Below are 6329 nucleotides of genomic sequence, written 5' to 3' on the forward strand. Positions count from 1 at the left end.
TTGTTAGTTTCAATTCTATAAATTAACCTACTGTTTAATTTTCAAAGTTCTTTTTAAGCAACTATTTCGTTGCTACTTTTTGTTTTGCCCTTTTCTTAAGGACAAGTATAACTATACCATCTTAAATTTATATAGTCAATACTTTTTTTATATTTTTTTATAATTCTTTTATTATATATATTATTTATAAGTTTAATTTAGTCTTATTCAATAAAAATAACCTACTTGTGTACTTATGTATCATTCCATTATTATTGTAACTTTCAGCTATTTCTATTTTACTTACTAAAAAAGATTATCTTTAGAAATTAAACTTACTCTATAAGATAATCTTTTTTAGTAAACCTTTATTTTGATTAAGATATCGAAAGTAATTTTATTATAAAATCATTTTTCTTTTTAACTCCATTACTTAAATCTATAACTTGATTAAATATATCAAATATAAACTCTTGTATTTTTCATCTACGCTAATAAAATTGTCTTTTATACTAATTATAACTTTATCTTCAAAACTATTTATAGTAACTTCTATTTCCCTTAACTATGAATAAGCCCTAAGGCATTGCCAGTTAAATTTACAATGTATCTATCCATTTAATAATCATCACATAGTATCATTTTTTATATTAAGTCTTATAAGTCAATCACTAACAGTACATATACTAATATAATCTTTTTATTATGCTACAAACATGTTTTATATTTCATTCAACCATATTATTAATTAATCTCTTGTACTTCTCTATCTAGTAATTGTAGATTGTATTTTTTTATTAAATCTATTAATATATCCGCATATATAAGCTCTCCATCTTCATTTTTCTTTGTTGCATACCCTGCATCTTCTAATGCCTGAGCTTGAGTCGTATAATGTGTTGCTTTAAATAAACCACTTTCTTCATATCTCTTATTTTCAGTCAAGAACTTTCCGAGATCATTTATAGAATCTTTTATTGAGTCATACTTTCTAAATTTAGCTACTATTTTATCATCATAATTTTCTGAAGTATTTACTTCTACTACTTTTCCATTCCATCTTGCATCTGCCTTAACCCCAAATATATTATTACTATTTTTACTTAAATCTGACTCTCCCCATCTAGATTCTAATATTGCTTGTCCTACTGTTATTGATGGTAATATTTTATACTTTTCATAATTTTCATAAGATAATTCAGATACTTTTTTTATAAATTTAATTTTTTCATCCTGATTTTTCAATGTGTCTTTGGCTAAATAACTTCCCTTTAATTCTTCCAGGTATTTTTTCGCTAGCTTTTTTTGCTTATCATCAAACCCTACTTCACCTATAACTTTATCAAAACTTCTAACTTTTTTAATTTTATTCCCTTGTTCATTTACTTCACTCTTAATAAATTTCTTTCCTATATCTATAACATCTTTCTTTTTTATATTAGTTAAATCTTCTTCATATCTAACCATATCTATAGCCATTAACTCTTGCCAACTTAGCTGTACTTCTTTATTTCCTATTTCATCTGCCATATCTATATAAAATTCTATTGCCGATTCTTCAATATTAACTCCTTTATACAATTCTTTTATATGCTTATCTAAATAAATAAAAGTTATCAAACTTATAAATGTTCCCAATAATATAATCGTCTTTTTAATAAATCCACCTATACTTTTATTTTTTCGCCTTTTCTTTCCTAAATGTTTTATTTTTTTCTTCCCCATAATATCTCCTCTTAATAATTACTTTAATATCATTATACTATTAGATCTTAATTGTAAGAATAGTATAGTAATATTAAAGTATAATATAAAAAAATAGCTATGTTTAAACATAGCTATTTTTTTATATTATATTATTCAGATTTTAATTCTATCCATGCTCTATCATATAATTTTATTTTATCACCTAAATCTATGAAAGTTTCACATTTATTCAATACTTCTTGTGATGGATAAGCCACTGGGTTTTCAGTTATTTCTTTATCTAATAATTTTAATGCGCCTTCATTAGGTATAGAGTATCCTATATATTCAGCATTAATCTTTGCATTTTCTGGATCTAGTAAAAAGTTTATAAATAGTTCTGCTTCTTTTTTATTCTGAGCAGTTTTTGGTATACACATCGCATCTACCCATTTATTACTACCTTCTTTAGGTATTGCATAGTCTAGATTAGGATTTTCATCCATAAGAGTTACTGCATCACCTGAGTATATTATACCCATAGCAACTTCCTCTCCTAGTAATCTATCTTTACCTTCATCATTTACATAAGCTAATACTAAATCCTTTTGCTTCATTAAAACATCTTTAGCTTCATTAATTTCTTTAAGATCTGTAGTATTCATACTATATCCTAATTTTTTTAAAGCTATTCCCATAGTATCTCTAACTGAGTCAAACATCATTATATTTCCTTTATATTTAGGATTCCATAATATATCCCAGCTATCAACAGGCTCTTTAACCATTTTTTTATTATATAGAATACCAAACGTACCCCACATATATGGAACACTATATTCATTAGTTTCATCATATATAGGATTTAAAAAACTCTTATCTATATATTTCATATTAGGTATATTCTCAAAGTCAATTTTTTGTACAAGACCTTCATTAATCATTTTTTCTACCATATAGTCAGATGGAAATACTAAGTCATAATTTGTACTTCCACTTTTTACTTTTTGATACATAGTCTCATTAGTATCATAAGTTTCATAAAGAACTTTTATTCCTGTTTCTTCTTCAAACTTGCTTATTAATGATTCATCTATATAGTCCCCAACATTATATACGTTAAGAACCGTTGTAGAATCAGTACCTTTTCCACACCCAACCATCATAGTTGCAGAAAGTACACCTATAGTCAAAAGTGATATTATTTTTTTATATATTTTCATTACTTCCCACTCCTTACTATAGATTGTTTTCTATTAGATAATAAAAGTAATCCAAGTACTACTGCAAACATTATAGTAGATAATGCATTTATCTCTGGCTTTATACCTCTTCTAGCCATACCATAAATTTCTATTGAAAGATTACTAACTCCATTTCCTGTATTGAAGAAACTTATTATAAAATCATCAATAGACATAGTAAATGCCATTAAAAAACCTGATATTATCCCTGGTTTTATTTGGGGAAGTATAACTTTTCTAAGTGCATACATAGGTGTAGCACCTAAATCCATTGCTGCTTCTTCTATATTCTGAGGTAAAGTTCTTACCTTTGGTAAAACAGATAATATAACATAAGGTATACTAAACATTATGTGAGATAAAAGCATTGTTGTGAAACCAAACTCTATATTAACAAAAGCAAATAAACTCATTAATGCTACTGCTGTAACTATATCCGGATTTAATACTGGAAGATAGTTAATATTAAGTAATAACTTTCTTGGTTTTGTTTTCATTTTATTTATTCCAATTGCACTTATAGTACCTATTATAGTAGCTATAACTGAAGATAATATAGCAACTAAAAGTGTATAATATAATGCACTCATTATACTTTCATTGTGTAAAAGACTTTTATACCACTTGAATGTAAATCCGCCCCAGTGAGCCATTGATTTAGAGTCATTAAAAGAAAATACAACTAAAGCAAATATTGGTGCATATAAGAATAAAAATACTAAAAATAAGTAGATATTAGATATATATTTCTTTAACTTTAAAATAATAACCCACCGCCTTCCTTATCAGATTCATCCTCAAATCTAGACATTACAGCCATAGATATAAGTATTATTATCATCATAAATATTGATACCGCAGACCCAAAGTTCCAATCTCCAACTACTGTAAATTGTTGTTCTATTAAGTCTCCTATTAACATAAACTTACCACCACCTAATAATCTAGATATGGCAAATGTAGTAACTGCTGGCATAAATACCATAGTTATTCCAGATACAACTCCCGGTAAGCTTAAAGGGAATATAACTTTAGTAAATACTTGGAAGCTATTTGCTCCTAAATCACGTGCTGCATTAATTAAGTCACTATCCATTTTAGATAATGAGTTAAATATAGGAAGGACCATAAATGGTAGGAAGTTATAAACCATACCAAGTAATATAGCTGTATTAGTATATAAAATACTTGTATGAGGTATTCCAAACCAACCTAAAAATGTATTTAATAATCCATTCTTACCTAATATTGCAACCCATGCATATGTTCTAAGTAAAAAGTTCATCCACATTGGCAAAATAAATAATAATATTAATGTTCCTCTTTTACTAACATTAACTTTAGATATTAAATATGCTACAGGGTATCCAACAATCAAACAAATTAATGTTGAGCCTCCTGCTAAAATTATAGATCTTAAAAATACTTTGAAATAAATTGGATCCATTAAATCTCTATAATTTGCTATAGAAAATACTTGTTTTCCATCAATTTTTTGCGTAAAACTAAAAAGTACTACTAGTATTAAAGGGATTACTATAAATATGGCACTCCATATTATATATGGATAAGCTAAAAAAGATTTTTTCTTCATTTTAGTTCTCTTCTTTTCTCATTATGTGAATATCTTCAGGATATATATCCATACCTAACTCTGAGCCAACTTCTGCACTCTTAGTATTGTGAAGCATCCACACTCTATCATTTTCTTTAACTAAAATTTCATAATGTACACCTTTAAATACTGTAGATGTAACTATACCTTTTAGCATCCCTTCATTTGGTTCTACCATTTTTATATCTTCAGGTCTTATAACAACCTCTATATTTTCATTTTTTTCAAATCCCTTATCTACACAATCAAATAATTTACCACAAAATTCAACTTTAAAATCATCTAACATAATACCATCAAATATATTACTTTCTCCTATAAATCTAGCTACAAAAGAGTTTTTAGGTTCATTGTATATATCCTCTGGTGTACCCATTTGTTGTATTTTACCTTTATTCATTACTACTATTGTATCAGACATACTAAGCGCTTCTTCTTGGTCATGAGTTACAAATATAAAAGTTATTCCAAGCTTTTGTTGCATTCTTTTTAACTCAATTTGCATTTCTTGTCTTAACTTTAAGTCTAAAGCACCTAAAGGTTCATCTAGTAATAATACCTTTGGTTCATTAACTAATGCTCTTGCTATAGCTATTCTTTGTTGTTGACCTCCACTTAAAGAGTCTACTTTTCTATTTTCATATCCTTCTAAAGCAACTAACTTTAGCATTTCCTTTACTTTTCTATCTATCTCTTCCTTTGGTAACTTTTTTATTCTTAATCCAAAGGCTATATTTTCATATATATTCATATGAGGGAATAAAGCATATTTTTGGAATACTGTATTTACTGGTCTTTGATAAGGAGGAGTATTATTTATATCCTTTCCTTCGAAAATCACCTTACCATCATCTGCATATTCAAATCCTGCTATTATTTTTAAAGTAGTAGTCTTTCCACAACCACTAGGCCCTAACAATGTTAGAAATTCATTCTTTTTTATATTTAGTGAAAAGTTATCTAGTATAGTTAACTCATCATAAGACTTACATAAGTTTTTTAATTCAATTATATTTTCTACCAATTATTACACCTCTTTCTTAAAATGATGGCGGAGTACTTACCCAAATTACTTTAGCAACTGTTTTACCCGCATTTGATATATAATGATTAGCTCTTGGTTTAAAATAAAAACTTTCACCCTTTTTTACTTTATTTTTCTTATCACCTATATGTAAATATATGGAACCTGATAAAACATATCCGAACTCTTCACCTTGATGTGGTTTTTCTTCTTTATATTGTCCACCAGATTCTAAAGTTATTATTATTGGTTCCATTTCATTTTTTTGTGAATTAGGTACCAGCCATTTTAAAGTATATTTTAAGTCTTCATCTTCGGTTTCAAACATATCATCTTTTGTAAAACATATTCTCTCATCATCTATCTCATTGAAAAATTCCCTTAAATTAGTTCCTAATATTTCAAGTATATCTATAAGAGTAGCAATGGATGGTGAAGTTAAGTTATTTTCTAATTGCGATATAAATCCTTTAGATAGTTCACATCTATTAGCTAATTCTTCTTGCGTTAGCTGTTTTTCAATTCTCATACGTTTTATTTTCTCACCTATATCCATAGTCTCACCTCCTAGTTATTTTGTTTTTATAAGTAAACATTGTGTTTAAAATTTCTAAACAACAAAACTTATTATATAAAAAATCAATATATTATTGATGCAATAAAAGGAAAAGAACGTAGTGCTCGCTTTGTTTGCGCAATGGCTTTAGTTATTCCTGATAAAGAGCCAATCATCATTGAAGAAACGATGGAAGGTTTGATCAATGATAAAATTGAAGGAGAA

General features: G+C 27.1%; 7 protein-coding genes. 1 reads left to right on the forward strand and 6 read right to left on the reverse strand.

The genetic code is table 11. The annotated features are described in order from the left end of the window. Positions 1–723: 723 nt before the first annotated feature. The 6 genes from Q5F54_RS09500 to Q5F54_RS09525 form a co-directional block, all read right to left on the reverse strand. Positions 724–1704 carry a glycoside hydrolase family 73 protein gene (locus Q5F54_RS09500; RefSeq protein ID WP_281538185.1) on the reverse strand — a complete coding sequence of 327 codons (981 nt, stop codon included), beginning with the start codon at positions 1702–1704 and terminating at the stop codon, positions 724–726. Between the two features lie 131 nt (positions 1705–1835). Beyond that, entirely contained in the window at positions 1836–2888 is a 1053-nt protein-coding gene (locus tag Q5F54_RS09505) for a PotD/PotF family extracellular solute-binding protein (RefSeq protein ID WP_071119332.1), read from the reverse strand. Then, entirely contained in the window at positions 2888–3562 is a 675-nt protein-coding gene (locus Q5F54_RS09510) for an ABC transporter permease (protein ID WP_143023150.1), read from the reverse strand. Before Q5F54_RS09510 ends, Q5F54_RS09505 begins: the two co-directional genes overlap by 1 nt. Positions 3563–3666: 104 nt before the next feature. Beyond that, positions 3667–4503, reverse strand: coding sequence for an ABC transporter permease (locus Q5F54_RS09515; RefSeq protein ID WP_288247938.1), 837 nt, complete (start codon positions 4501–4503; stop codon positions 3667–3669). A 1-nt stretch (position 4504) separates the two neighbouring features. Next, positions 4505–5548, reverse strand: a complete 1044-nt coding sequence (gene potA / locus Q5F54_RS09520; RefSeq protein WP_288247937.1) for a spermidine/putrescine ABC transporter ATP-binding protein — start codon at positions 5546–5548, stop codon at positions 4505–4507. 16 nt (positions 5549–5564) lie between these two features. Beyond that, positions 5565–6104, reverse strand: coding sequence for a helix-turn-helix domain-containing protein (locus tag Q5F54_RS09525; protein ID WP_071119328.1), 540 nt, complete (start codon positions 6102–6104; stop codon positions 5565–5567). A gap of 39 nt (positions 6105–6143) precedes the next feature. Between Q5F54_RS09525 and Q5F54_RS09530 the strand changes: the two genes are divergently transcribed. Beyond that, positions 6144–6329 (forward strand): non-canonical purine NTP pyrophosphatase (locus Q5F54_RS09530; protein ID WP_302334312.1); only part of this gene is annotated, 186 nt, incomplete at its 3' end.

The organism is uncultured Romboutsia sp., from assembly GCF_958366745.1.
GTDB classification, from domain to species: Bacteria; Bacillota; Clostridia; order Peptostreptococcales; family Peptostreptococcaceae; genus Romboutsia; species Romboutsia timonensis.

Excerpts from the sequence above, each read along its gene's own strand:
- Q5F54_RS09500 (WP_281538185.1), bottom strand. The coding sequence starts at position 1,704 with ATGGGGAAGAAAAAAATAAAACATTTAGGAAAGAAAAGGCGAAAAAAT.
- Q5F54_RS09505 (WP_071119332.1), bottom strand. The coding sequence starts at position 2,888 with ATGAAAATATATAAAAAAATAATATCACTTTTGACTATAGGTGTACTT.
- Q5F54_RS09510 (WP_143023150.1), bottom strand. The coding sequence starts at position 3,562 with ATGGCTCACTGGGGCGGATTTACATTCAAGTGGTATAAAAGTCTTTTA.
- Q5F54_RS09515 (WP_288247938.1), bottom strand. The coding sequence starts at position 4,503 with ATGAAGAAAAAATCTTTTTTAGCTTATCCATATATAATATGGAGTGCC.
- Q5F54_RS09525 (WP_071119328.1), bottom strand. The coding sequence starts at position 6,104 with ATGGATATAGGTGAGAAAATAAAACGTATGAGAATTGAAAAACAGCTA.